This window comes from Nocardia altamirensis NBRC 108246 (assembly GCF_001612685.1).
In the GTDB taxonomy this organism is placed as follows: domain Bacteria; phylum Actinomycetota; class Actinomycetes; order Mycobacteriales; family Mycobacteriaceae; genus Nocardia; species Nocardia altamirensis.
This window is the reverse complement of record NZ_BDAY01000005.1, coordinates 146,513-171,026: the sequence shown is the minus strand read 5'-3', so window position 1 is coordinate 171,026 and position 24,514 is coordinate 146,513. Positions and strand designations below refer to the sequence as shown.

The 24,514-nt window shown below is 65.8% G+C and carries 21 protein-coding genes; 9 read left to right on the top strand and 12 right to left on the bottom strand.

All coding sequences use genetic code 11. The features are described from left to right. Positions 1 to 77: 77 nt before the first annotated feature. Entirely contained in the window at positions 78 to 617 is a 540-nt protein-coding gene (gene ahpD / locus NA11_RS02830) for an alkylhydroperoxidase, AhpD family (RefSeq protein ID WP_069160097.1), read from the bottom strand. A gap of 164 nt (positions 618 to 781) precedes the next feature. After that, positions 782 to 1,369 (bottom strand): peroxiredoxin, encoded by a 588-nt coding sequence (locus NA11_RS02825; protein ID WP_069160096.1) that lies wholly within the window; start codon positions 1,367 to 1,369, stop codon positions 782 to 784. A gap of 124 nt (positions 1,370 to 1,493) precedes the next feature. Between NA11_RS02825 and NA11_RS02820 the strand changes: the two genes are divergently transcribed. Next, on the top strand, positions 1,494 to 2,402 hold the full coding sequence (locus NA11_RS02820; protein ID WP_069160095.1) for a hydrogen peroxide-inducible genes activator: 909 nt from the start codon (positions 1,494 to 1,496) through the stop codon (positions 2,400 to 2,402). A gap of 56 nt (positions 2,403 to 2,458) precedes the next feature. Next, positions 2,459 to 2,899, top strand: coding sequence for a gamma-glutamylcyclotransferase family protein (locus tag NA11_RS02815; protein WP_069160094.1), 441 nt, complete (start codon positions 2,459 to 2,461; stop codon positions 2,897 to 2,899). A gap of 20 nt (positions 2,900 to 2,919) precedes the next feature. Here NA11_RS02815 and NA11_RS46505 read toward each other — a convergent pair whose 3' ends face one another. Beyond that, positions 2,920 to 3,327 carry an endonuclease domain-containing protein gene (locus NA11_RS46505; protein WP_245745697.1) on the bottom strand — a complete coding sequence of 136 codons (408 nt, stop codon included), beginning with the start codon at positions 3,325 to 3,327 and terminating at the stop codon, positions 2,920 to 2,922. 823 nt (positions 3,328 to 4,150) lie between these two features. On the opposite strand from NA11_RS46505, the gene NA11_RS02805 reads away from it, so the two are divergent. From NA11_RS02805 to NA11_RS02795, 3 genes are all read left to right on the top strand, one after another. Beyond that, positions 4,151 to 4,741 carry a TetR/AcrR family transcriptional regulator gene (locus tag NA11_RS02805; RefSeq protein ID WP_069160092.1) on the top strand — a complete coding sequence of 197 codons (591 nt, stop codon included), beginning with the start codon at positions 4,151 to 4,153 and terminating at the stop codon, positions 4,739 to 4,741. Between the two features lie 76 nt (positions 4,742 to 4,817). Next, entirely contained in the window at positions 4,818 to 5,552 is a 735-nt protein-coding gene (locus NA11_RS02800) for an SDR family NAD(P)-dependent oxidoreductase (RefSeq protein ID WP_069160091.1), read from the top strand. Continuing rightward, positions 5,552 to 5,755 (top strand): tautomerase family protein, encoded by a 204-nt coding sequence (locus tag NA11_RS02795; protein WP_069160090.1) that lies wholly within the window; start codon positions 5,552 to 5,554, stop codon positions 5,753 to 5,755. Before NA11_RS02800 ends, NA11_RS02795 begins: the two co-directional genes overlap by 1 nt. A 350-nt stretch (positions 5,756 to 6,105) precedes the next feature. On the opposite strand, the gene speD is transcribed toward NA11_RS02795, so the two are convergent. From speD to NA11_RS02775, 4 genes are all read right to left on the bottom strand, one after another. Further along, on the bottom strand, positions 6,106 to 7,308 hold the full coding sequence (gene speD / locus NA11_RS02790; RefSeq protein WP_069160089.1) for an adenosylmethionine decarboxylase: 1,203 nt from the start codon (positions 7,306 to 7,308) through the stop codon (positions 6,106 to 6,108). Positions 7,309 to 7,316: 8 nt separating this feature from the next. Continuing rightward, entirely contained in the window at positions 7,317 to 8,417 is a 1,101-nt protein-coding gene (locus NA11_RS02785) for a type III PLP-dependent enzyme (protein WP_069160088.1), read from the bottom strand. A 170-nt stretch (positions 8,418 to 8,587) separates the two neighbouring features. Continuing rightward, a complete protein-coding gene (locus tag NA11_RS02780) occupies positions 8,588 to 11,086 on the bottom strand; it encodes a DEAD/DEAH box helicase (RefSeq protein WP_069160087.1) in 2,499 nt (832 codons plus the stop codon). A 45-nt stretch (positions 11,087 to 11,131) separates the two neighbouring features. Continuing rightward, the gene (locus NA11_RS02775; protein ID WP_069160210.1) at positions 11,132 to 12,082 is read right to left on the bottom strand and encodes a proteasome assembly chaperone family protein; all 951 of its coding nucleotides are present in this window, start codon (positions 12,080 to 12,082) and stop codon (positions 11,132 to 11,134) included. Positions 12,083 to 12,330: 248 nt separating this feature from the next. Here NA11_RS02775 and NA11_RS02770 point away from each other — a divergent pair, with 248 nt between their 5' ends. Together NA11_RS02770 and NA11_RS02765 are read left to right on the top strand one after the other, a co-directional pair. Beyond that, a complete protein-coding gene (locus tag NA11_RS02770) occupies positions 12,331 to 13,023 on the top strand; it encodes a DUF5642 family protein (protein WP_245745685.1) in 693 nt (230 codons plus the stop codon). A gap of 281 nt (positions 13,024 to 13,304) precedes the next feature. Then, positions 13,305 to 15,263 (top strand): DUF4192 domain-containing protein, encoded by a 1,959-nt coding sequence (locus NA11_RS02765; RefSeq protein WP_245745684.1) that lies wholly within the window; start codon positions 13,305 to 13,307, stop codon positions 15,261 to 15,263. Between the two features lie 362 nt (positions 15,264 to 15,625). On the opposite strand, the gene galE is transcribed toward NA11_RS02765, so the two are convergent. Together galE and NA11_RS02755 are read right to left on the bottom strand one after the other, a co-directional pair. After that, on the bottom strand, positions 15,626 to 16,606 hold the full coding sequence (gene galE / locus NA11_RS02760) for a UDP-glucose 4-epimerase GalE (RefSeq protein ID WP_069160086.1): 981 nt from the start codon (positions 16,604 to 16,606) through the stop codon (positions 15,626 to 15,628). 3 nt (positions 16,607 to 16,609) lie between these two features. Next, positions 16,610 to 17,296 carry an iron-dependent transcriptional repressor DtxR gene (locus tag NA11_RS02755; protein ID WP_069160085.1) on the bottom strand — a complete coding sequence of 229 codons (687 nt, stop codon included), beginning with the start codon at positions 17,294 to 17,296 and terminating at the stop codon, positions 16,610 to 16,612. 228 nt (positions 17,297 to 17,524) lie between these two features. Here NA11_RS02755 and NA11_RS02750 point away from each other — a divergent pair, with 228 nt between their 5' ends. Together NA11_RS02750 and NA11_RS43715 are read left to right on the top strand one after the other, a co-directional pair. Further along, positions 17,525 to 18,763, top strand: coding sequence for an acetoin utilization protein AcuC (locus tag NA11_RS02750; RefSeq protein WP_069160207.1), 1,239 nt, complete (start codon positions 17,525 to 17,527; stop codon positions 18,761 to 18,763). Between the two features lie 440 nt (positions 18,764 to 19,203). Then, complete coding sequence (locus tag NA11_RS43715; protein WP_245745696.1) at positions 19,204 to 20,379, top strand: helix-turn-helix domain-containing protein; 1,176 nt, start codon at positions 19,204 to 19,206, stop codon at positions 20,377 to 20,379. 61 nt (positions 20,380 to 20,440) lie between these two features. Here the strand turns inward: NA11_RS43715 and NA11_RS02745 are convergent, their stop codons facing one another. The 3 genes from NA11_RS02745 to NA11_RS02735 form a co-directional block, all read right to left on the bottom strand. Next, a complete protein-coding gene (locus NA11_RS02745; RefSeq protein ID WP_069160084.1) occupies positions 20,441 to 20,842 on the bottom strand; it encodes a hypothetical protein in 402 nt (133 codons plus the stop codon). A 187-nt stretch (positions 20,843 to 21,029) separates the two neighbouring features. Next, positions 21,030 to 22,370, bottom strand: coding sequence for a hypothetical protein (locus NA11_RS02740; RefSeq protein ID WP_069160083.1), 1,341 nt, complete (start codon positions 22,368 to 22,370; stop codon positions 21,030 to 21,032). Between the two features lies 1 nt (position 22,371). Beyond that, complete coding sequence (locus NA11_RS02735) at positions 22,372 to 24,504, bottom strand: phage tail family protein (RefSeq protein ID WP_069160082.1); 2,133 nt, start codon at positions 24,502 to 24,504, stop codon at positions 22,372 to 22,374. Positions 24,505 to 24,514: the final 10 nt, after the last annotated feature.

Sequence of the window (24,514 nt, the reverse complement as noted above, 5' to 3'; positions counted from 1 at the left end):
TCGGGTTCGTCAATGTTCACAAAAGAGGCCGCCACCGCTCGCGAGGAGCGGTGGCGGCCTCTTCGGACCTTGACGGATCAGACGGTGACGCCGGCCAGTGCCTCGGTCGACTCGACGGCCTGCCCGACACCGGCGACGATCGCGGCCGCACGCAGCGACTCGAAGATCACCTCACGAGACACGCCCGCCTCACGCAGCGTGTGCTCGTGCGCCTCCAAGCAATGCTGGCAACCGTTGATCGACGAGACCGCGAACGACCACAGTTCGAAATCGGCCTTGTCGACCCCGGGCGTACCGATGATCTGCATGCGCAGACCCGCCCGCAGGTCGTCGTAGCGCCCGCCGAGAAACGCCTTGCCCCGGTAGAACACATTGTTCATGCCCATGATCGAGGCGGCGCCGAGCGCGGCGTTGTAGGCAGGCTCGGACAGGACGTTCGCGGCTTCGTCCGCGATCTCGCGCAGCGTGGTCGCCGACCGGGACGCGGCCGCCGAGGCGAGCAGGGTGCCCCACAGCTGCTGTTCGTTCAGCACGGTGGTGCGTGCGAGCGATGACAGATTGAGCTTGAGGTCCTTGGCGTACTCGGGGAGGGAGTTCTTCAGGTTCTCAATGCTCATGACTGCGCCTCGCTGGCGCTCGGCTCCGTCATGCCCATGGGCGCTGCAGGCATGATTCGCTCGCTACGCTCGCTCATTCTTCGTATCCTCGGATCGGATCGTCCCCGCCTGCGCGGGGAACGGTGAATACTGGCCGTTCATGTAGTGACGCAGCGTTTTTCGACTCAGACGCTCGCGGCGAGCAGTTCGCCCGCGTTGATGGTCGGGTCGCCCTTCTTCCAGTTGCAGGCGCACAGCTCGTCGGACTGCAGTGCGTCGAGCACCCGAAGCACCTCGTCGACGTTGCGGCCGACCGAACCTGCGGTGACCGAGACGAACTGGACCTCGTTGTTCGGGTCGACGATGAAGGTCGCGCGGTCGGCAACCCCGTCCGCGTTGAGAACGCCGGTGGCAGTGGCCAATTCGCGCTTCAGGTCGGAAAGGATCGGGAACGGCAGGGTCTTCAGATCCTCGTGCTGGGCGCGCCACTGGAAGTGCACGAACTCGTTGTCGACGGAGGCGCCGAGCACCTGCGCGTCGCGGTCCGCGAATTCCTCGTTGAGCTTGCCGAACGCAGCGATCTCCGTCGGGCACACGAAGGTGAAGTCCTTCGGCCAGAAGAAGACGATCCGCCACTTGCCCGCGTGATCGTCGCTGGTGATCTGGGTGAAGTAATCGTCAGGCTGCTGAGCGTCGACCTTCGACAGATCACCACCGATGACTGCGGTGAGGTTGTATGCCGGGAATTGGTCGCCGATGGTCAGCAAGGCCATGCCTAATCTCCTCGTTCTGTGTGGGTTTGCCAAGACTGTGCAGAAAAGCAGAAAAGCTCCCCGCCGATCTTGCCGGAAGGGCTGGTGAAAGGTAAAGGTGATCAGTCGCACTACACTGATAGCCGTGACCGATCAGACTTATCAGCCGACCCTGTCGCAGCTGCGTGCGTTCGTGGCGGTCGCGGAATACCGCCACTTCGGCACTGCCGCAGCGCGGCTCAGTGTGAGCCAACCCACGCTATCGCAGGCGCTCGCCGCACTCGAACACGGGTTGGGGCTGCAACTGATCGAGCGAAGCACGCGCCGGGTTCTGGTGACCGCGGCCGGGATGCGGTTGCTGCCGAAGGCGATGGCGACCCTCGAAGCGGCCGATCGTTTCGTCGCGTCGGCGACCGGTGACGGCCTCGGCGGGACGCTGCGGATGGGCATCATTCCGACGGTTGCTCCATATGTGCTGCCAGGTCTTCTTCCGGAGTTACACAAGAAGTTACCCGCGCTCCACCCGCAGGTGGTCGAGGATCAGACCGCGCGACTGTTGGACGGTCTGCGCACCGGCGTGCTTGACGTCGCACTGCTCGCCTTGCCTGCCGACGTCCCCGGTCTCGTCGAAATACCGCTCTACACAGAGGAATTCGTGCTGGTGACCCCGCGCGGGCACGAGCTGGCCGGACGCACCGACCTGGCCCCGTCGGTTCTCGACGCGCTCCCGCTGCTCCTGCTCGACGAGGGCCACTGCCTCCGCGACCAAACACTGGACCTGTGCCGCTCAGCCGAGGTCCATCCCGCCGGCGTCGGCGACACCCGCGCGGCCTCCCTCGCGACCGTAGTGCAGTGTGTCGCAGGGGGTCTCGGCGTCACCCTGATCCCGGAAATGGCCGTCGCCGCCGAAACCGCCCGAGGCACCCTTGACACCGCCCACTTCGCCACCCCAGCCCCCGGCCGCACCATCGGCCTCGCCTACCGCACCTCCACCGCCCGCGCCGAAGACTACGAATACCTCGCCGCCATCATCCGCACCCAGCGCCCGGCTTGAACGCGCCCAGCGGCGAAATGCCCAGTGTGGTACCGATAGTCGGAGAGGAGTAGCGAATGAGATTGTCGGACAACAGTATCGGTCGACATTCCGACGGTATCGGACACTCGTTGTTCGCGTACGGGACGCTGCAATTCCCGGAGGTGCTCGAGGTACTACTCGATCGCGTACCGGACCTCAGCCCTACCACCGCGCCGGGCTGGCGAGTCGCCGCGCTGCCGGACAGGGTGTATCCGGGCCTTGTCCCCGGCACTGACAGTGTGGCGCACGGCGTCCTACTCTCCGGCCTCACCGCAGGGGAGTGGGCAATCCTCGACGCCTTCGAAGACGACGAATACGACCTGCGGCCGATCGCCCTAGCCGACAAACCTCTGCAAGCCTATTCCTACATCTGGACAGCCCCTGCCGCACAACACAATTGGCGCCCCCAACACTTCGCCACCGACCACCTCCACCACTTCGTGACCCGCGCTGCCGAATGGCGGCGCGGGTTGTAGCGGCGAAACCTACCACGCCGTCATTGCGCCCGATCCGTCAACGATCCACCCCGCCCCTGCCCAGATACTGTGCCTACGCCCGAATTCGGGCAATGCGAATTTCGATAGCGAGATGTGGCACCTCCTCGGTGCCGATTCTCGCTGAGCTGTCCGGGGTGAGAGGGTACTGGTGCAGGTCGGCTCTCGACCGTTGCCTGCACCAGTACCTCATGATCATTCGTCCAGCCGTTGGCGTGGAGGGCGGCGCGGACTCGGTCGAGGACTACGTGCGGGCGGCGGTGGAGGAGGGTGGCGTTGACGCGGATGACTCGCCAACCCAGAGATTCCAGGGTGGCTATCCGGTCGATGTCCTTTGTGCGCTGGGTCGGATCGGTCCAATGGTGGGCACCGTCGTATTCGACGGCGACGCGCCACGGTTCCCAACCCATATCGACACGGGCTACGAATCCGCCGCAGCCGTCGCGGATCACGAGTTGGGTTGTGGGTCTGGGTAATCCGTCGTCGATCAGGAGGAGTCGGGTGCGCGATTCCTGAGGTGACTCGGCGCCTCCGTCGATCAGTGGGAGGATCGCGGGCAGGCGGGCCACTCCGCGCAGCCCTGGATGTTCGCGGGCCAAGTCCGCTACTTTCAGCGGATCGAATCCGGTGGCTGCGCACAACGCGTCCAGGGTCGGTACGGCTTGGTCGCGGGGCAACCGTCGACCGAGATCGAACGCGGTTCGAACGGGTGTTGTCACCCGGAAACCATCGACGTCGCAGCATTCGGATGGATCGATGCAAGTGATCACAGCGCGAATCCCGCTGGGCGGCTTGTAATGTTCCGCTCGCGCGATCTCCGCTGGTTGGTCTGGATCCAGCCAGCGGGTGCCATGCATGGCGGCTGCCGAGTGGCCGATCAGCACTCCAGTGCCTTTTGCCCAGTGCGCCGCGGCGCGTGCGCGTCCCCCTGCGTCGAGCGTGCACCCCTTGCGCAGGTAGACGTCGGGGAACAGCCGCACGAAGTTGTGCTGAAGTTCCCATCGCGTGACCAACCCCGCTGCCCTGGCCCAAGACCCCGGAAACGGTTCATCCAAGACCCCCATGCCCCGACTATGCCCGGAGGTACTGACATGGTTGGCCGAGCGGGTACTGGTGCAGGTCGGCTCTCGACCGTTGCCTGCACCAGTACCTCGTGATCGTTCGTCCAGTTCGATAGAGGGCCGAGAGGGGCTCGGGTTGCTATTCGTAGACGACCGGTCGTATATTGGGCGCATGGCGCGACCTCGACGGAGTGGGGATACCCAGCAGCTGCTCGTGGAGGAGGGGGCTGCTGGGTTCTTGAGCAGTGGGTATCACGGGACCGGGATCAAGCAGATCTTGGACAAGGTCGGGGTGCCCAAGGGGTCGTTCTATAACTACTTCGACAGCAAAGAGAGTTTTGGGCAGGCGGTGATCGAGCATCACTCGCTGTGCGTGCAGCGGAATCTGACGGAGGCGTTCGAGGCGGCCGCCGATCCGGTGAGTGGGCTGCGGGCGTTCTTCGGGCGGCTGATGGACGATTTCGTTGCGGCGGATTTCACCGGCGGGTGTTTGATCGCGAATCTCGGTGGTGAGCTGGAAGGTAGTGAGCTGCTTCGGGAGTCGTTGTCGAGTGCGTGGGGTGCGTGGCGCGATCGGGTGGCCGAGCAGCTGCGTGCGGCGCAGGCGGCGGGGATGATCCGAGGCGATATCGACGCGACCGATCTGGCGGATCTGCTGCTCGAATCGTGGGAGGGCGCGGTGATCCGGATGAAGATCGACCGGACGCTCGAACCGCTGGAGAAGTGCCTGAATCGTCTGCTGGGGGACTACTTCCGGCCCTGAGCAGGGGCTTGGCCATGCCCGGTCGTTTCGCTTACCTATTCCAAGACGACCGGTCGTATCAAGGAGAGAGGGAACTATGACGAAGACGGTGATCGTGACCGGATCCTCCAGCGGGATCGGACGCGATATTGCCCGCGCGTTCGTAGCGCGCGGAGACAACGTGGTGGTCAACGGCCGCGACGCAGACAAGCTCGCCGAGGTGGCGGCCGAGCTCGGTGCGCTGGCGCAAGTGGCCACCTTTGCGGGAGATATCGGTTCTCCCGCAACGGGTTCCGCACTGGTGCAGGCGGCGGTCGAGCGGTTCGGCGGCGTGGACGTCCTGGTGAACAACGCGGGCATCTTCGGCGCGAAGCCGTTCGTGGACGTCACCGAAGCGGACCTGGACAGCTACCTCGGCGGCAACCTCAAGGGCACCTACTTCACCACGCAGGCGGTGGTGCGACAGCTCCAGCGGCAGGCGCGAGGCGGCAGCATCGTCAACATCGGCACGGTGCTGGTCAATCACGCGCTGGCCGGATTGCCCGCGTCGGCGGCGTTGATCAGCAAGGGCGGCGTGCACGCGCTGACCACGAGCCTTGCCGCCGAACTCGCGGCGGACCGCATCCGGGTCAACGCAGTGGCTCCCGGCATCATCCGTACCCCGCTGTTCGGTGACGGCGATGAAACAGCCTCGGGCCGACTGGCTTTGCTGAATCGCATCGGCGAGGTGTCCGAAACCACCGCCGCTGTCCTGTATCTCGCGGACGCGGAGTTCACCACCGGGCACATCTTCCCCGTCGACGGCGGGTTCATCTCGGGGAGGGCTGCCTGATGCCGTACGTGAACATCAAGGTCACCAACGAAGGCGTGACCCGAGAACAGAAGTCCCAGTTGATCAAAGGCGTGACCGACCTACTGCAGGACGTCCTCGGCAAGGACCCGGCCACGACGTTCGTCGTCATCGACGAGGTCGAGCTCTCCGACTGGGGTGTGGGCGGCGTCAATGTCGAGGAATATCGTCGCCTGCAATCCTGAGCGGGAGTGCGTTCGGGCTTGGGATGCGCAGCCTTGGCTTGGCGCCTGCAAGGAGTGCCGGCCGATTCCGGGGCCTCGTCGTGCTCGAACTCGGAGGGCGTGGCGCCGTTGAGCATTGCTGAATCCAGAAGCGGACTCGGTCCGATTCGGTCACAGTGCTGGGATCCGAAACGCCGAACGCACTGCATCCCAAGTGACTCGCGGGGGTCTGTGCGCGGGATCGTCGCACCTGGACCTGGCTGGATCCGCAAGGCCGCTCGGTCCCGGGCGGTCACGGTGTCAGGACCCGGAAACGCCGAACGCACCGGCTCCCACAAGGTTTCAGGGGAGTCGGTGCGTTCGGGGTCGGATTACACGCGCAGGGCGTGCGGTTCGATCGCACCACGCACGAGTGCGCGGGCATCGACGGTCTCCGGGCGGTAGGGCAGCGTGACCAGACGATCGGTCATCGCCTGGACCGGATCATTGATCCGCTCGTTCAACCCGAACAGGAACGTCCACTCGTGCTCGTCACTGCCGTACTGCACCACAGTGCCGAACTGTTCGTGGAAACGGTTCCACGACCGCTTCAACGTCTCGTTCCGCCACATCGTCGCGCAACCGGCCTGCGCACTCAGCACACCGCCGGGTGCGAGCAGAGCCCGACATCGGGACAGGAACTCCGACTCGTAGAGGCGGTTGTGCTGCGCGTCTTCGACCCGCTCGTCGGGCAGATCGATCACGATGACGTCGTAGCGGGTGCCCGCCTCGGCGGCGTTGGCCAGGAAATCCCAGCCGTCGGCATAGTGCACCTTGATCGGGCCCTCACCCTTGACGGCGACGGCCAGCTCGTCGCTGGTGTAGCCGTAGGGCAGGTGCTCGGCGCACAGCTCGACCTCGAGCTGGTCGATGTCGACGTGGTCGACCAGTGTCGCGCCTGCGGCGACCGACATCTGGCTGGCCACACCTTCACCGGAGCCGATGATGAGGACCTTGTCCAGCTTCTCGGCCAGCACGAAGGCCGGAACCATCATGGCCTCGTGGTAGGTCAACTGGGAGAACTCGGTGGACTGGCGATCGTCGTCGGAGAACAGGCTGATGCCCTGCTCGGTCCGCGCGATCACCATGTGCTGGAACGGAGTACGGGTGTCGACGATCACCTCGTGCAGGTCCCAGATGCGGGTCAGGCCCGCGCCGACCGGCTCCTCGATCCGCTGCGAGCTATGCCCGCGGCGGATCACCTGCATTCGAACGTCCTTGGGAGACAACTTGTCTCGCAGTAGTTCGACAGCCTTCGACGCACCGGCGCCGATACTGCCGCAGGTGAAGACGTCGACGAAGATGTCGCCGGACTCGGGATAAGTGTGAATCGAGGCGTGAGACTCCGACAACAGCGCGAGGACAGTCACCCCCTGCGGATCGAACTTCTTGTGTACGACATCGCAGATGGTGACGCCCGCGGCGATCAAAGACTCGCGCAACGCCGATTCGAGTTGTTCGAGGTCGTCGCAAAGGGCCGCGTCGACACCACCGAACTCGGCCAGCACGTGCCAGCCGGTGAAATCCGCCGTCATGGGCAAACTCACTCTCGCTCAGCGCCCGAGACATGAACGGTCAAGGGCGGAAAACCATTGAAGGACACCGACGAATAGCTCGCGGTATAGGCGCCGGTGTCGAGGATCTGGATGCGATCACCGGCTCGCAACGTGGTCGGTAGGAGGACTCGCGTGCGTTGATACAGTACATCGTCTCCGTCGCAGGTCGGACCAGCCACCACTGCCTCGTCGACAGGGTCACCGTCCCGATCCGTGACGAACCGATACGCGATGTACTCGTTCTCGGTCTCGGCCATTCCGTTGTAGCGACCGATGTCGAGATACACCCAGCGTCGGCCGTCCGGCGCAACGCGCACGCCGATGACTTCCGCATGGATGATGCCCGCGGAACCGACCAGTGCGCGGCCGGGTTCCACCACCATGGCGGCGGTTTCGGGCAAGAATTCGGTCGCGGCGGTGCGTATCACCGTCGCGATCTCGTCGAGCGCGGGGGCTTGATCCGCGTACGCGATCGGCAGACCACCACCGATATTCACCGATGTGACGTGAATATCTTTGTCGGCCAACGCTTCCGCGATCCGCCCTGCCTGCTCGATGCCGATCCGCCACGCGTTCGGATCGAGCTGCTGCGACCCGACGTGGAAGTACGGCCCTGCCACCCGCAGCCCGAGGTCGCGGGCGCGCACGAGTAGTCGGAACGCCTCGCCAGGCGTGCAGCCGAACTTGGTGCCGAACGGGGTGCGTGACTCGGGAGCCGAGGCCAGGAACCGGCATTCGACCTCCGAGCCCGGCGCGTGCTCCACGATGCGCAGCAGGTCGTCCTCGGTGTCGAAGGCGAACCGGCGCACGCCGAACGCGTAGGCGCGGGCGATGTCGGCGGCCTTCTTGATCGGGTTGCCGTAGCAGAGCGTCTCCGGCTCGACGCCGAGCGCCAGGCACAGTTCGATCTCGCCGATGCTGGCGACATCGAACTCGGCGCCTTCCTCGTCGAGTGAACGGATGATCTCCGGCACCGGACTTGCCTTGACCGCGAAGCGAATGCGTGCCGCGGGCATGGCGGCATCGAGTGCGCGGTAGTTTTCGCGCACTCGTTCGGGATAGATGACAAGAAACGGTGATTCGGGCATAGTTGATCTTTCGCTTGGCAGCAGCGGAGAGAGTATCAGCGGCCCCTACCCAGAAACGAATCCGTCAAACCTCGTGACGAGAGCACCGTCACCAGGCGTCAAAAAAGTGACGCGAAGTGGTCGGTGACCTGTATGGATTCTGTAGAGATCGCGCCGTTCGGCGGTGCGGATCAGCCTGCGGACACAGTGAGTTCGTCGAACACGACCTCGCCTGCGGCATCCGACTCGGCCAGGTCGACCACGCCGACGATCGACCACCCATGGTCGCCCGCCGGATCGTCGAGAACCTGGCGCACCTGCCAGAAACCGGGTCTTCGTTCGATCTGGAACAGCTGCGGTCCTCGGGCGTCCTGGCCGGTGAGGATGCGCTCGTACTCGGCGAAATACGGTTCGAGTTCGCTCGCCCAGTCCGGTCCGGTGCCCATGTCGGCCAGCAGATCCCAGCGATGCAGCGCAGCCAGTTCGACCCGGCGGAACATCGCGTTGCGGATCATCACCCGGAACGCGCGCTCGTTCGCCGAGATCGGGCGCACCGTCTCGGCGCCGAAGGCGAGTTGGTCGGCGTCGATCTCCGCGCCGGGGTTGGTGAGCTGCTCCCACTCGTCGAGCAAGCTCGAATCGACTTGGCGGACAAGCTCACCCAGCCATTCGGTGATGTCTTCGAGTTCCTCGGTGCGCGCGGAATCCGGCACGGTGCGGCGCAGCGCACGGTAGGCGTCGGCGAGATAGCGCAGCACCACGCCCTCGGAGCGGGCCAGCTCGTAGAACGAGATCAGCTCCGCGAAGGTCATCGAGCGCTCGATCATGTCGCGGACCACCGACTTGGGTGACGGCGCGAACTCCGACACCCACGGGTGCCCGCCGCGGTAGGTCTCGAAGGCGGGGTCGATCAGCTCGGCCAGCGGTTTGGGCCAGGTCACCTCTTCGAGCAGTTCCATCCGCTCGTCGTACTCGATCCCGTCGGCCTTCATCTCGGCGATGGCGGCACCGCGCGCCTTGTGCTGCTGGGCCATGAGCAGCTGGCGCGGATCCTCCAGGGTCGATTCGATGAGGGACACCACATCGAGGGTATAGGTCGGCGCCGCTTTGTCGAGTAGCTCGAAGGCTGCCAGCGCGAAGGGCGACAGCGGCTGGTCGAGGGCGAAGTCGCGTTGCAGATCGACGGTGAGGCGGGCCCGTCGACCCTGGTGGTCGGGTTCGGGCAGCTGCTGGACCACGCCTGCGTCGCGCAGCGCCCGGTAGAGGCGGATCGCACGCAGGATGTGCTTGCGCTGGGCGGCGCGCGGCTCGTGGTTGTCTTCCAGCAAATGCCGCATGGCGTCGAAGCAATTGCCTGGGCGGGCGATCACATTGAGCAGCATGGAGTTCGTCACTGTGAATCGTGACACCATCGGCTCCGGCTGGGCCGCGACCAGGCGATCGAAGGTCTCCTCGCTCCACGAGACGAAACCCTCGGGCGCCTTGCGGCGCACCACCTTGCGCTGCTTCTTCGGGTCGTCGCCCGCCTTGGCGAGCAGGCGGGTGTTCTCCACCTCGTGCTCGGGAGCCTGCACGACGACAGTGCCCATGGTGTCGTAGCCTGCCCGGCCCGCGCGGCCGGAGATCTGGTGGAACTCACGGGCTTTGAGCCTGCGGGTGCGCACGCCGTCGTACTTGGTCAAGCCGGTGAGCAGCACGGTGCGGATCGGCACGTTGATGCCGACGCCGAGGGTGTCGGTGCCGCAGACCACCTTCAGCAGACCCTCCTGAGCGAGGCGTTCCACCAGGCGGCGGTACTTCGGCAGCATTCCGGCGTGGTGCACGCCGATGCCGTGGCGGATCAGCCGCGACAAGGTCTTGCCGAAGCCGGAGGCGAACCGGAATTCGCCCAATGCCGTTGCGATGGCGTCCTTTTCGGCGCGGGTGGCGAAGTTCACGCTGGTCAACGCCTGGGCCCGTTCGAGAGCTGCGGCCTGGGTGAAATGCACGACGTACACCGGGGCCTGGTGGGTGGTGACGAGCTCTTCCAAGGTTTCGGTGATCGGGGTGCGCGCGTAGGAGAAGGTCAGTGGGACTGGGCGTTCGGTGCCTGCGACGATCGCGGTCGAGCGGCCGGTGCGCCGCTCCAGATCGGCAGCGAAGAAGTCGACCTCGCCGAGGGTGGCGGACATGAGCAGGAACTGGGCGCGCGGGAGCTCCAGCAGCGGGACCTGCCAGGCCCAGCCACGATCCGGGTCGGCGTAGAAATGGAACTCGTCCATCACGACCTGGCCGACGTCGGCAGCCGAACCCTCGCGCAGCGCGAGATTGGCGAGGATTTCGGCGGTGGCACAGATGATCGGTGCGTCCGCGTTGACCGCCGCGTCACCGGTGACCATGCCGACACGGTCGGCGCCGAACACCTCGCACAAGGCGAAGAACTTCTCGCTGACCAGCGCCTTGATCGGGGCGGTGTAGTAGGTGCGCTTGCCCTGCGCGAGTGCGATCAGGTGCGCGCCGACCGCGACCAGTGATTTACCGGAACCCGTTGGTGTGGCGAGGATTACGTTGGATCCGGAGGCCAATTCCAGCAGCGCCTCGTCCTGCGCCGGATACAGCGGGGTACCTTGCTCGGCCGCCCATGTCCCGAAGGACTCGTACAGCGCGTCGGCGTCGGTGCCCGGTATCTCCAGCAGCTCGGTCAGATCCACTCCGCACACCCTACGGGCATGCCGGAGCCCGTCTTCGGACGGAGGTCAGCGCTGGTCGCCCCGCTCGGTGCCGTCGCCGTCGTAGCCGCCTTGCTCAGCGAGGAACCGTTCGAACTCGGCGCCGAGTTCGTCGCCGCTCGGCAGTTCGCCGTCGCCGACGAGCAGGCTCGACTGGCGTTCCTGTGCGCTGACGAAGCTGTCGTACTGGCGCTCCAAGGCGTGCACCACGGTCTCCACCTCGGAGTTGCCCGCGATGTGTTCGTTGACCTGTTCGCGGACCCGTGCCGCGGCCTCGCCGAGCGCGGCGAGCGGAATCTCCAAGCCCGCGTTGTCCGCGACGTTCTCCAGCAGGGTCTGGGCGGCTTCCGGATACGCGGTTTGCGCCAGGTAGTGCGGCACGTGCACGGAGAAACCGACGGACTCCTGGCCGTGCTGTGCCATCCGGAACTCGAGCAGCGACGAGGCGCTTCCCGGCACCTGCAGCTCGCCCGGCCAGCGCTGATGCTCGGAGATGAGGTCGCGGTCGGAGGAATGCGCGGTCACCCCGAGCGGGCGGGTGTGCGGGATCGCCATCGGGATCGCACTCAGGCCGATGCTGCGCCGGACGCCGAGCTGTTCGGCGAGCAGGCGAACGGCGGTGGTGAATTTCTCCCAGCGTAAGTCCGGTTCGATGCCCGCGAGCAGCAGGAACGGCGTGCCCGCGGTGTCGCGCAGCGCCCAGAGGTTGAGCTCCGGCTCCGCGTACTCGGAGAAGTGGTCGGTCTTGAACGTCATCAGCGGGCGCCGGGAACGGTAGTCGAGCAGCTCGTCCACATCGAACGAGGCGACCAGTTCGCTTTCGAGGCTCTCGCGCAGGTGCGTCGTGGCCAGCCGCACCGCATGCCCGGCATCGGTGAAGCCTTCCAGTCCGTGCACCAGGACCGGACCCGAGCCGTCGTCGGATGACAGCTGCGGAGCGGGGAACTCCAGTTCGTACATTCGCGACTCGTGGTCCATCGCGTACTCCTTCCTGCGCGGCTCCGCCGGCACGGGTCATGCTCGGTCGTGCGACCCCTAGGTCATTCGAGATGAGCAGTCATCCGAGACGGGGGACCATGTCCATTGTCCCCCATGCCGGTGACCTGACCGCGCACGGCCGGACACCGACCCATACGACGAGGCAACAGCGACGGCGCCCCGCGCATTCCCGCACCCGGCGGCGTGGCATCGCAGACGGGCACCGGGAGTTTGGCACAGTGGGGCAGGTGACTGTGGCGGATTGGGCGCGGATTGCGCTGCCAGTCGCGTGCGCGGCGGTACTCGCCGGGTGCGGGTCGACGGTGGACGGGCGTCCGATTGCGGCCGAGCAGACGGCGGTGACGCGGGAGATCAGCGCGCCGTTGTCGACGCTGCTGCCTGAGGTTTCGCAGTTTCCGGCCCGATATCCGGCCGTGGTTTTGCCACCTGAGGCGGCCGCGCAGGCGGCGGGAGATTTGCAGGGTGCCGGGCGCGGAGCGCAAGTGCAACCTGAGGTGTGCAGCCCGCCGGAACAGAAGTTCGGGGCGGATCTGACCGCGATCGCCGTCGGCACCAACGATGCGACGCGGGCCACGGTCACGGTCGAATTGATGCGGACCAGGCAGCCGCTCGGCGCGTGGCGCAGTCAGCTGAAACAGTGCGGGTCGGTGCGGGTGAACCGGGGTGGTGCGGCGACAACCGTGACGACAGAACTGGATCCGCCGCCACCGATCGACGCGGACGACACGTTGGCGCTGCGGCGGACCGTGACGCCGGACGTGGGCGGCGCCGGGTTGACGCAGTCGATGCAGACATTGGCCGGGCAGGTCGACGATGTGCGAATCACCGTGACCTATATGACATTTTCCGGGGCGAAGCCGGATACGGCGGCGTTGGACGAGCTGTTCACGAAGGCTGTGCAGCGGGTCAAGAAGGGGTAGCAGGGCGCGCCGACAACCGGGTGGAGTGCATCGGTCGTGGCGTTCGGTTGTCCACAGGTGGGAAGAATTCCCCAGGGTAAGAGAATGCCCTGGTCAGCGGCGGAGCCTCGGCGGAGTCAGGCGGCAAGCTCGACGCCATGACCACTCCCGCGAACCAGCCAGCCCGTCGCGCTGCCGTACAGCCCGACGCCGAACTCGTCGACTCGAACACCGCTGCGGCGGACGACCGATTCTGCGCCCGCCCGTCCGTGCGTAGCAGTAGCTCCACATCCCGTGCCCCCGTGAGTCTCGGTGTAGCGATGCGCGAGTGCGGTTTGGCGCGACACCGCTATCGGGAACCGTCCGCGGAGCGCGCGGCTCCCGGCGACGCCGTGCTGCTGAACGACACCGTGCTGGATGCTGTGCCGTCTGGTGATGCCGGGTGGGTGAACCACGCCGAGTCGAATGATGCCGTGCCGTCGGCGGATGCCGGGCGGGTGAACCGCACCGGGTCAAATGGTGCCGTGCCGTCGGCGGATGCCGGGCGGGTGAACCGCACCGGGTCAAATGGTGCCGTGCCGTCGGCGGATGCCGGGTGGGTGAACGGCACCGGGTCGAATGGTGCCGTGCCGTCGGCGGATGCCGGGTGGATGAACGGCACCGAACGGGCAGCTGGTGCCGTGCCGTCAGGCGATGCCGGGCGGATGAACGGCACTGAACGGGAAACAGGAGCTGCGCTTTCGGATGAGGTGATGCCACCTGACCACCTGCTCGGCCAGAACGGCTCGGCAGGGAAGGATGACGTGGCGCTGCCGGGGGCAGCGATTCGGCCCGATGATGCGGTGCTGCTGGACGATGGTGTCCGGCTTGATCGTGCGGTGTCGCTGGACGATGCGGTTCGGTCCGATAGTGCGGTGCCGCTGGACGATACGGTCCAGCTCGATAGTGCGGTACGGCTGGACGACGCGGTGTCGGTGGCGCACGTCGAGAGCACGGTGCAGTCGAGCGACGCGGTGTCCCTGGGCTATACCGGGCTGTTGGACGATGCGGCGTGGCCGGCTGAGGTGGGTCGGCACGATCGTGAACTGGTTGGGGCCGGCGGGGTGTTCTGCGCTGATCAGGCGCCTGTGTTCGGGGCGGCGGAGGCGCCGGATTGTGCGGTGCACGTGGATGATCCGGGGGAATTGATCGCGGCGGTGCCTGCGATGATCGGGTTTACCCCGGAGCGTTCGCTGGTGGTGTTGGTGTTGCGGGCTTCGGTGGACATCGAAGATCGGGCGGTCGTCGACGCGGTGCTGCGATTCGATCTGGACCAAGAAGACGGGCAGCGGCGATTGCGGGCGGGGACGGTGGCGCGGTGCGTGGCACAGGTGTGTGCGCACGACGATGTGGCCGAGGTGCTCGCGGTGGTGGTGGACGACCGGGCGGTGGAGTCCGATCGCCGCCCCGCCGACATCGGAGAACGTTGTGGCACTGGGCGATTCGAGGTATTGATCGACGCGATCGGTCGACGGTTGGCCACGCAGGATATCGCGCTCGCAGGCGCGTGGGCGGTGCGCGACATCGATCCGGACGAGCGCTGGTGGACCTTGTTCGGCGCGAATCGGCGTGGGACGGTGCCGGATCCGGCTAGCTCGGCGGTCGCGTTGTCCCATGTGCTGGACGGTCGGCGAATTCGCGGCACCCGTGCGGAATTGACGGCATTGGTGCGGGTCGACGTCGAGCTGCAGAAGCAAGTGGCAGCGCTCTTGGACAGCGCGCTGAGCGTCGCGCGCGATCGGTACGCGCGTGCCGTGCGACACGGCGATCCGATCAGCTACAGCAGGCAAGCATTGGAGTACGTGCTGTGGCAGATCGCCAACACCGAGTCCGATGTCGATCTCATGGCGCCGGAGCTCGCGGAACTCGCTGCGGCACTGCGTGATCGATCGGTTCGGGACGCGATGTTCGCGCTCGCGGTCGGCGAACATGCCGAAGCGGCCGAAGCCCTGTGGGCCACGCTGACCCGCGCACTGTCCGGTGGCGACCGCGCCGAGGCCGCCGCGCTACTCGGCTACAGCGCCTACGCCCGCGGCGACGGACCGATGGCAGGCATCGCCCTGGAGGCTGCGTTGGATGCCGAACCAGACCACCCACTGGCGCTGCTCCTGGACGCCTCACTCAATCTCGGCATGCGCCCAGAACAACTGCGCCGCTTGGCCCGCAGCGGCTATCACGCCGCCGCCGACCTCGGCATAGACCTCGGCGCGCCCATCATGTGACCGCCAGCTAGACGGTTCGGGATCCATTGACGGGAGAGAAATGGTTGCTGACCACCGTTGAGCGGAGTCATATGGTTGCAACACGCAGCGCGACACACACCATAAGACTCCGGTCAACTTCCCAAGATCACTTCCCGAGGATCTTTGGACCGGACCACAAGCCGACGGCCCGGCCGGGCTGTGTCGGGGTTGGTTGCTGGCTGTGCTGACGTGAGAGAAATGGTTGCTACCCCTCATTGAGCGGCAGTCATCTGTTGGCGACACGTGTTGCGACACGCACCATTTCTCTCACGCCAACACTTCAAGATCGCTTTGAAAGCTCTTTGAACCGGTCACAGCCAGATGACCCGGACGAGGACGGTTCAGGGCGCGCTGTGCGCCCGGGAGCCGAGGGACTGGAGGAAACCCCAAGCGTCGGAGACGATTTCGTCCAGGTCGTTGTGCTTCGGCTGCCAGCCGAGTTCGGCGATGGCGCGGTCGCTGGAGGCGATGAGGGTGGCGGGGTCGCCGGGGCGGCGCGGTGCGTCCTGGGCGGCGATAGGTAGGCCGGTGACGCGCTCGCAGGCCGAAATCACTTCGCGCACAGAGAATCCGGTGCCGCTGCCGAGGTTGTAGACGCGGTGCGCACCGGCCTCGGCGGTGGCCAGTGCCAGCACATGGGCCTCGGCGAGGTCGCGGATGTGGATGTAGTCGCGGACCGCGGTGCCGTCGTGCGTCGGCCAGTCGGTGCCGAACACGGAGATCGCCTTGCGATGCCCGGCCGCGACCTGCAGCACGAGCGGGATGAGATGCGTTTCCACCACCCGGTTTTCGCCGAGGCCACCGTAGGCGCCGGCGACATTGAAATAGCGCAGGCTGGTCGCCGCCAGCCCGTGCGCGATCGAGTAGGAGGTGATGGCGTGATCGATGGCGAGCTTCGACGCACCGTACGGGTTGGTGGGCCGGGTCGGCGCATCCTCGGTGATCGGCACCTGTTCCGGCTCGCCGTACACCGCCGCGGTCGAGGAGAACACCAGCCGTGGCGTGCCCGCGTGCCGCATCGCCTCCAGCAGTTCGAACGTCTTCACCACGTTGCCGTGCCAGTACTTCTCCGGCTGCTGCACCGACTCGCCGACCAGCGACTGCGCGGCGAAATGCATGACACCGTCGAAGGTTTCGGCCGCCAGCAACGCGGGCGCGGCCGCAGCCACATCACCCTCGACGAAACGGGCGTCGGCAGGAACACCGTCGGCGTTGCCGGTGGACAGATCATCGACGACGACGACCTCATGACCCGCTTCGATCAGCACCTGCGCGCAGACACCACCGACGTAGCCCGCGCCACCTGTGACGAGAAGTTTCACGCCTCAGACCAGCTTCACCTGGACGGCGTGCGCCATCTCATCGGACAGTTCGAATCCGTCGTGACCCGGCACGGTGATGACCACCGAACCCGGCTTGGTTTCGACCGTCACGCGCGCGTCGGGCACCACGCCCGCCTCACGCAGTTGACCGATCACTTCGGGGTCGGTCTGGATGTGCTCGGCCAGCCTGCGCACGACGACCGCGTGCACCTGACCGTGCGACAGATCCGAGAGCCGGACCAGCGTCTCTTCGGCGTGGGCAGGCGCCGAGATGCCGAGCTCGTCGAGGCCGGGGATCGGGTTGCCGTAGGGGGAGGTGGTCGGGTGGTTGAGCACCTCGACCAGACGCCGCTCGACGTCCTCGCTCATCACGTGCTCCCAGCGGCAGGCCTCGGCGTGCACGTTCTGCCAGTCGAGCCCGATGATGTCGACGAGCAGTCGCTCGGCGAGCCGGTGCTTGCGCATCACCGCGACCGCCATGCTGCGGCCCTTCTCGGTCAGTTCGAGGTGGCGGTCGCCCGCGACGAGCAGCAGCCCGTCGCGTTCCATCCGCGCGACGGTCTGGCTCACCGTCGGTCCACTCTGTTCGAGGCGCTCGGCAATGCGAGCGCGCAGGGGCACCACGCCCTCCTCCTCGAGGTCGTAGATGGTACGGAGATACATCTCCGTGGTGTCGACCAGATCCTTCACCTGTTACCCCTTCGTCGGCACAAATTCTACCTACGCACGACGACACCACCGTGTGCCGGACGGTGTCGCACCGCGTTCGGCGCGGAAATGCGGGAATCCTGTCGGCGCACGGCATGCGGCCGTGATCGCACTTGTCTGTATTTCTACTGCATAGCAACGTTCAACGGTGTTGGTACCTTCCCGCGTAGCGTTGCGAGCATGGCCACTGCACCGCGCAGCGAACACTCGATGCCACCTGGCGATCACCGCGGTCCGGGAACCGTCGTCTGGACCGACCGGTTCCTCGACTACACCTGGACTCCGGAGCATCCGATGAAACCGGCGCGTCTGAAGTTCACCATGGCGCTCGCGGAAAGTCTCGGATTGCTGGACGGTGTCGAGCTATTGGCACCCGCCGCGGCCGACCGCTCCGACCTGTTGCGCATCCACACCGCGGACTATGTGGAGGCGGTCGAGCACGCCAGGCAACCGGTCGGCGCACCGCAGGCGCCGCCGTTCGGCTTGGGGTCGCCCGATAATCCGGTATTCCCCGGAATGCACCAGGCCGCGTCGGTGATCGTCGGTGGCACTTTGGCGGCGGCACAGGCGATCGCGGAGGGGCGGTCGCGGCGCGCGGTGAGCATCGCGGGTGGCATGCATCACGCGATGGCGGCTTCGGCGTCCGGGTTCTGCGTCTACAACGATGTGGCCGTGGCCATTTCCTGGCTGCTCGACCACGGCTTCGACCGCATCGCCTACCTCGATGTCGACGTGCATCACGGCGACGGCGTGCAGCGCGCGTTCTACGGCGATCCTCGGGTGCTGACGATCTCGGTGCACCAGCATCCGGCGACGCTCTGGCCGAGCACCGGCTGGCCGGAGGAGACCGGAGCTGGTGCGGCGGAAGGCACCGCGATCAATCTGCCGGTGTTGCCTGGCACGCGAGATGCGCAGTGGCTGCGCGGTTTCCACGCGGTGGTGCCCGGCGCGGTCGCGGCGTTCCGGCCGCAGATCGTGGTCAGCCAGTGCGGGGTGGATACCCACCGTGAGGACCCGCTGGCGGATCTGGCGTTGACCGTCGATGGGCAGCGCGCCGCGTTCCGCGCCATGCGCGACCTCGCCGATCAATACGCGGAGGGACGCTGGCTCGCGGTCGGCGGCGGCGGGTACGGGCTGGTCCGGGTGGTGCCACGCGCGTGGACCCATTTGCTCGCCACCGCCCTCGATCGCACCATCGCGCCGGACACCGCGATCCCGCAGGCGTGGATCGATCAGGTCAGGGCGGCGGCGCCACAGGTGGATCCGCCACGCACCATGGGTGACGGCGGCGACATCGCCTACCGCCCGTGGGACGGTCCCGGCGGCACCGGGGAAACTGGAGACCCGCAACTCGACCGCGCCGAACGCGCCATCGACACGGCCGTGCTGGCCACCCGCCGAGCCACTTTCGGATTGCTCGGCCTAGACCCGGAGGACCCCCGTGACTGACCCCCGAGACAAGTTCTAAGTAGACCCTCTGGGAAGTAGCAGCGTACGACCGGCAGGCGACGCACAAACGAATGATCCCCACCACCTCAAGAAGCTGGTGGTGGAGATCATGTGGCGATCAACCGCATCAAAGCCCTCGACGGTCCATCTCAGCCTCACACACAGACAAGTGACCCTCCGCCACGGTCTCATCAGCCGTATTCGCCAACACCCACCCAAACGGGGGCACCCCCCGAGGTGCCAACATGTACCCGGCGCTAGCCGCTCGCTGGATCGCAGCCTGAACCGATGCTGACCATTCCTCGGACATCTTCGCCCCCTTCTGGCGTTTCCGCCGCCAAGCATCGGCTACCGCATCCACTTCCGCTTGCGTTCCTTCGCTCATGACACAAATCATGCTCTGAGCAGGCAATCTCTTATACCCTTAACGTGTGGCCAGCATGTGGCCAAACCCGTTGCAACACAGATCAGAAGGGGTAAAACCTGTTGTGACCGTTGGGGATTGGAGCGCATTCGGGGCGGAACTTCGCCGTCTCCGGGAACAGCAGGGCTTGTCCGTTCGCCAACTCGGCAAACAAATCCTGTACGACCCGTCCGCCCTGTCGCGATTCGAAAACGGGAGACGGAAACCCCCGGCCGATATCGTCACACGGTTGGATGCCGCCTTGAACGCCGACGGTGCACTATTTGCACTGTTCGAGTCCTTGATCGAACCGGACCCGTTTACGCCTCACGAGACAGCAGCACTCCAGAATCGTCGCTATGCGGACGGGGAACTTGCCACCGATTTACAGACTCTTTTATCCGACACCAGACGGTTAGAGGACGAAATAGGGTCCAAACTGGTACTTCCCGTGACGATTCGTCAAGCCAAGATTAGTGCTGCCCTTGCCCGGGAGGCCACCTCTACGGCCCGTATACCCCTAGTTGATACTGCGAGCGGCTGGGCACAGTTCCATGGCTGGTTAAACGCATCACTAGGACACCACGATGCCGCAATCCATCACTATCGGGAAGCTCTGGAATTAGCCGAAGAGGCAGGGAATCCGGATATGGTGTCAACCACGTTAGCTATGCGTGGACATGTGGCGTGGATGGCTGGTGACATCGGGGCAACCGTGGGTTTATCCCGGGCCGCTCAACGAAACCCGAAGAACTTGTCCCGTACAGTATTGGCTCTTGCGGTACAGCAGGAAGCACGCGGTTTAGGCATGGAGGGCGACATCGACGGGATGGAATCCCGGTTGGATGCCGCGACGGATCTAATCCTGTTGGGTGACCCGGATAAACCGGATGCTCAATACTTTTACAGCGATTCGTTTATCCACATGCAACGCGGTATGGCTTACCGACATGCAAGGCAATGGGGTAAAGCTGTCAGAGCTTTGGAACACGGTCTCAAAGGGTTCGATACGAAAACGATGGAATCTGAATGGGCCACCTGGTACCTGGCCGAACTGGCGTGGTCGTATGCCGGTATCGGTGAGCCCGAAAAAGCATCAACGTTAGCGCAACGGGTAATGAATGTGGGGAAGGGTACGCCCGGTTCACGTTTGGTTGCTTATATGCGGGATTTGTATCAGGCAATGGATCGAAGGTTCCCCGGCAAGGCTTGACCTCGTCTACTTCGCCCCAGGTTCAATCATGCTGACCAGTGCGCGTCGCACAGGCTCGCAGCTACGGTGCGGCGCGTAGGTAGGTCATGGTGAGTCGTCCGCGTAGGTCGAACATGGCTTGTCCGCCGGTGAGGACGGCTCCGCTGTCTTGGGTGACGAGTAGGCGGAGTTCGTCTCCGGCGGCGAGTCGGCGGGTGCCGGTGCAGGTGGTGATGTTGTCCCAGGCGTTGGCGTTGTCGGCGCGGGCGAGGACGGCTCCAGCGCTCCCGGCGTTCTTGGTGATCTTGACGGCGCGGCGTCCGTTGGTGTTGGCGGCCCAGGTCCATACGGCTTCGATGAGGTAGAGCCCTGCCACCCGGCAGGTGAGCCCGTTTGTCGAGTACTGGGCTTGTCCGCCTGGCCGGGTGTCCCATTCGGCGGTTTGCCAGGTCACGGTCGTGTCGACGCCGTTGTTGATGTTCATGGCTGTCGTGCGTACTGCCGACACCGACGGCGGCGCGCCGGAACCGGGCGGAATGCTGGTCTGGGAAAGGGTCGACTCTATCGCGGTAGCGAGGGACCGGATTTGTTGTGCACCTTGCCATATGGCGTCGGTTTCGTCCGGGTAGGGGAAGCGGTAACGGGGTGTTTCGCCGGGCACGGTCAGGCTCCTAGGAGGGCGTGTAGACGCCGGGGTGGGTGAGGTAACGCAGGTCGTTCCAGCTGACGGACTCCGATAGTTGTCGGGGTGCGCCGGTGGACCATGGGAGGTTTTTGTCGAGGTCTGCCCAGGTGACTTGGGGCGTGGGGTTGGTTTTCCACACGTGTTGCAGTGTGGTGGTGATGATCCATCCGTGGTCGTAGGTGATGGTGCCGCCGATGATGGCGAACACGGGCCACAGCTGGGGCAGCCACGCGGTGTAGAGGGAAGACGAAACATAGGTCACCGCTTGGGTTTCGGCGGCGAGGGTGAATTGCTCAGCTTCGGTGCGGGTGTGAAATCCTTTGGTGCGGCGGGTATCCCAGGTGATCGGTGGGTGTGGGGGTAGTGCGCCTTCGTATTGGGCTCGGTTGAGTACTTCGGTCACCATGGGTTCGATGTGTGCGTCGTTGTTGAACCAGGAGGCGAATTGGAGGGTGCGGCGGCCGTGGGTGTCGCCGTCGGCGGTGATGGCGAAGGTGGTTCGGTCGCCACCGTCGGTGTCTTTCCAGTTGACCTGGACTCGGTTGATGACGGAGTTGGGGGCGAGTTGGATGCCGTCGTCGGTGCTGGTCTGGTGTCCTGGCAGTCCGGTGCCTTTGTAGGTTTGCCCGTCGTAGGCGATATCGCCGGTCTGGATGTAGATCAGTCCGTCGGGCATCTGGACCAGGTAGGCGGCTACGTCGTGGTTGCGGCGGTAGAGGTGACGTATGACGTTGGTGTGGGGCTGATAGGAGTAGGTATCGCCTGCGGACATGTACATTTCGTCGACGAGCCCGTGCAGGTCCCGGTCGCCTACATCCAGGGGCGAACAGGGGTGCTCGGTCGCGCCGGGGTAGATGTAGAAGGCATCGATCTCGGCGGGTGCGGCTGCTTGGGCTATGCGGTTGGCGCGGGTGATCATGGTTTCGGTGGGCCAGGTGCCCGGTGTCGACATGACGACGTTGCCCAGGTCTGCGTCACGGGCGGCGGCGGTGATCGCCAGCACCCATCCGTGGGTGCCTTGCGGGGTGGCGGTGGCGGCGGTGATGCGTCCGGCGAACCAGCGCAGCGACGCGGGTTCGGGGTGTTCCCACCACAGTTCGATCCGGCGGCCGATCACGGTCGTTGTCGCGAACTTCTCGGCCCAGGTTCCGGTCCGGTCGAGGATGGACAGTTGCGCGGTGGCGGGTCGGGCGTGGGAGAGGTATTCGCTTCTGCCCCAGTCGACCGTGATCCCGTCCAATGCGAGTGGGGCCGTATCAGCCTGCGCGCCTGCACATTCCACGCGTTCGCCGTCGATGAGGAGATAGGGAGTGGGATCGAAAGCCATGTCATGCCACCTTGAGGTTGATCGCGGCCGACGCGCCCACGGTGATGTTGCGGGCGCGGAGAACCCGCTGGATTTGCTGGGCGGTCGATTGCGGGTCGACTGCGCCGTTGATGGTGATGTGGATGTTGGTGACCTGCGGCGGCGGCGCGGCCGCGACGGCTCCGACCCACCCCGCCAGCGTCGGCGCGGCGGCACGGAGCTCGGGCCCCGGCGCGGCGAAGGCGTCGAACCCGGTGGGCAGGAACCGCACCACGTCGGCACCGGTGGGTATTGCGGTCAACTCGGCAGCGCGCCCGCCGAAAAACTTCTTGAGCCACGAGGGCGGGGAGGGCCACCGCAATGAGCCCAGGACGCTCAGCAGCGACCGGACCGCGTTCACGACGGCGGTGATCGCCGAGCGGATCGCCTCGAACGCCGAGCGGGCCGGGCCCGCCATCTTCGAGAGCACCTCGGGCACGCGGGCCACTCCCGCGGTGAACTTTTCTATCAGCGGATTGGCTTGGCTGACAATTATGTTCGCTAGCGATGTGAGGGCCTTGACCACGGTCACGACCACCGGAGTGGCGGCGATCATGGCTTTGGCCAGTAGCGGCAGGATCGAGGCGGCCAGCCGCACCAGGGGCGGTACCAGCGGGACTACGGCCACGATCAGATCAGAGAATGCGCCGACCAGTACCGGGAGCACGCCACTGTCGACCAACATCTTGATCGCTGCCACGAGCGATCCGGCGATCTCGGTAGCAACCTGCTGCACCACGGGCACCAGCCGCGCGAACAGGTTAGCGATCGTGGGCAGGATCGAAGCGAGTCCTCCGGCAAGGGATTTCGCCAGTGCCACGAACAGCGGGGCCAGCGAGGAGACTGCTTGTAGCAGTCCGGCGGCCAGGATGCCCGCCAGGCGGACCAGGTGCGGGAGCAGCGGGGCGACGGCCCGTAAGAGATCGGTGAACGCGCGAGCGATCAGCGTCAGCACGCCACTGTCGACCAACATCTTGATCGCCTGCATGAGCGATCCGGCGATCTCGGCGGCAATCTGGGCCACCACGGGCACCAGGCGGGCGAACAGATCCGCCACGGTCGGCAGGATCGAAACAAGGCCTCCTGCAAGTGATTTGACCACGGCAGCGAAGGACGGGGCCAGTGCCGACACCAGCTGTGCCAGTCCGGCGGCGAGGATGCCCGCCAACCGGGCCAATGGCGGCACCAGTGGGGCCACGGCCGCCGTCACAGCGGAGAGGGCACGGGCGATCTGCGGGAGCGCGCCGGTGCTGATCAATGCGTTGAGCGCGCCGGTCAGCGCGCCACCAACGGTGGCGGCCATCTTCTCCAAATATGGTGTGACACTGGTGATTACGCGTCCGATGCTGGCGAATGCGGACCCCAGGGCCGGGCCTACGACAGCGCCGAGACGAGCGAACAACACGACCACGGGTCCGATCAGCGCGCCCAGACCCGAGAGTGCTTGGGCGAACCCGGCGAACAGTCTGGTCAGGGTGCCGTCGGCGGCGAGACGGGAGAACGCCGCGCCGATCGCGCCGAGCACACCCCCGAACGCTGTGCCGATCCGGCCTGCGACCGACGCGGCGGACGCGCCGAGGTCGAGTAAGCCTTGGGTCAGTTTCGTCAGACCGGGGGTCAGGCTAGCGACGAATGTCTTTGCACCAGAAAGGATTCGATCGATCGCGGCGGCACCGGGACCGGTCAGCTGGGCAACGACAGCCCGGAACACCCCCGACACGGCGGAGGCGATTCCGGTCATTGCCGGGGTGATCCGGTCGAGCAGCCCGGACAGTTGGGCAAACGCCGGGGCCATCTCACGCGCGAACGTCGCGGAGACGGCCTCACGTAATCGCGCCAGCGCCGGGGCCGCTGTCTGGGCGGCCTGTTTGATACCCTCCATGCCCACCTTGACCGCAGCCAGGGCAGGGGCGGCGAGCAGCCCGAGTCCGACCAGGCCGACGCCGAGGTTGCCGACCGCGCCAACGGCGAACCCGATAGCGGAGGTGAGGGCGGCGAGTTTTATTGTGGCGGTGGCGAATCCGGCGACGGCACGGGCGGTGCGGTCGAGTTCGCGGCGCGCGGCCGACCCGTCGCCGAGGATGCGCACCGACAATATCGCCGTGCGATTGGCCATCGGCTTACCC

Bases quoted from the DNA above. Each gene is read 5' to 3' on its own strand.
- ahpD (WP_069160097.1), bottom strand. From the start codon at position 617: ATGAGCATTGAGAACCTGAAGAACTCCCTCCCCGAGTACGCCAAGGAC.
- NA11_RS02825 (WP_069160096.1), bottom strand. From the start codon at position 1,369: ATGGCCTTGCTGACCATCGGCGACCAATTCCCGGCATACAACCTCACC.
- NA11_RS02815 (WP_069160094.1), top strand. From the start codon at position 2,459: ATGAGATTGTCGGACAACAGTATCGGTCGACATTCCGACGGTATCGGA.
- NA11_RS46505 (WP_245745697.1), bottom strand. From the start codon at position 3,327: ATGGGTTGGGAACCGTGGCGCGTCGCCGTCGAATACGACGGTGCCCAC.
- NA11_RS02805 (WP_069160092.1), top strand. From the start codon at position 4,151: ATGGCGCGACCTCGACGGAGTGGGGATACCCAGCAGCTGCTCGTGGAG.
- NA11_RS02800 (WP_069160091.1), top strand. From the start codon at position 4,818: ATGACGAAGACGGTGATCGTGACCGGATCCTCCAGCGGGATCGGACGC.
- NA11_RS02795 (WP_069160090.1), top strand. From the start codon at position 5,552: ATGCCGTACGTGAACATCAAGGTCACCAACGAAGGCGTGACCCGAGAA.
- speD (WP_069160089.1), bottom strand. From the start codon at position 7,308: ATGACGGCGGATTTCACCGGCTGGCACGTGCTGGCCGAGTTCGGTGGT.
- NA11_RS02785 (WP_069160088.1), bottom strand. From the start codon at position 8,417: ATGCCCGAATCACCGTTTCTTGTCATCTATCCCGAACGAGTGCGCGAA.
- NA11_RS02775 (WP_069160210.1), bottom strand. From the start codon at position 12,082: ATGGACCACGAGTCGCGAATGTACGAACTGGAGTTCCCCGCTCCGCAG.
- NA11_RS02750 (WP_069160207.1), top strand. From the start codon at position 17,525: ATGCCACCTGGCGATCACCGCGGTCCGGGAACCGTCGTCTGGACCGAC.
- NA11_RS43715 (WP_245745696.1), top strand. From the start codon at position 19,204: ATGTGGCCAAACCCGTTGCAACACAGATCAGAAGGGGTAAAACCTGTT.
- NA11_RS02745 (WP_069160084.1), bottom strand. From the start codon at position 20,842: ATGAACATCAACAACGGCGTCGACACGACCGTGACCTGGCAAACCGCC.
- NA11_RS02740 (WP_069160083.1), bottom strand. From the start codon at position 22,370: ATGGCTTTCGATCCCACTCCCTATCTCCTCATCGACGGCGAACGCGTG.
- NA11_RS02735 (WP_069160082.1), bottom strand. From the start codon at position 24,504: ATGGCCAATCGCACGGCGATATTGTCGGTGCGCATCCTCGGCGACGGG.